General features: G+C 37.8%; 1 protein-coding gene. It reads left to right on the top strand.

Annotated features, from left to right (window positions below):
- Positions 1-1,003: PKD-like domain-containing protein (locus BMY86_RS13130; RefSeq protein WP_317040104.1), on the top strand; the 1,003-nt coding region annotated here is incomplete at both ends.

Below are 1,003 nucleotides of genomic sequence, written 5' to 3'. Positions count from 1 at the left end.
AGATTGATGTAGATGCAGATCCAACAGGAACCACTTTTACATGGCAAATTAACTCGGCAACGAATGTTCAAATTGCAGGAGGAGCAACAAGCGGAACTTCTACAACAGGAAACATCGATTTACAATTAAACTTAACAGACCCATTAGTAGCAGGAAGCATTAGTTTTGATGTGACTCCAATTAATGGAAACTGTACTGGTGCAACGATGACTAACGTAGCTTCAATTACAGTAAACCCAATCCCAGGAACACCAATCGGATTGTTACAAGATGAAGTTTGTAGTGAAGAAACAACTAATTTAACCATTTCAGCATTCCCGAATATTGCAGGAACTATGTTAGAGTGGGTAGTTTTAGAATCACAAAATGTAACAGGAGCAACACCTGGAACAGGATTGGCACCAATTCAAATTCAAGATGTGTTGGTAAATACTTCAGATGTTCAAGGTTATGTGAAGTATAGAGTTACAACAAAATTAGGAGATTGTGAGGGTGGCTTTACAGATTATATCATTTTTGTAGATCCACTACCAAAACCAGTATTACTAGACGGACACATCTGTGTGAATCAAGCAACAGGAACAACGTACCAAAGTTATATTTTAAATACACAATTAAACAATCCGAATTATACATACGATTGGTTTGTGTTTAATACTGCAACAAGTACATTCGATCCAATTGCAGGAGCAACAGGTTCAACATACGAAGTTACAACAGCAGGAGAATATCAAGTAATTGTAACGAATACCTTAACAGGATGTATTGGAGAATCTTCGGCTACGGTAATTGAAGTATTCCCAGCAACAGGATTTACAACAACTGTAACAGATGCCTTTACAAACAATGCAACGATTACTATAACAGTCAACCCAGTTGGAACAGGAAACTTAGTTTATTCGATTGACGGAGGAGCTTGGCAAACTAGTAACGTGTTTACAGGAGTTGAAGCAGGAGTACACACGGTTTTAGTATCGGATCTAGAAGGATGTACAAACCTTTC

The sequence above is a fragment of the Flavobacterium urocaniciphilum genome, assembly GCF_900110615.1.
GTDB lineage: Bacteria > Bacteroidota > Bacteroidia > Flavobacteriales > Flavobacteriaceae > Flavobacterium > Flavobacterium urocaniciphilum.
This window is presented reverse-complemented; position numbering and strand designations above follow the sequence as displayed.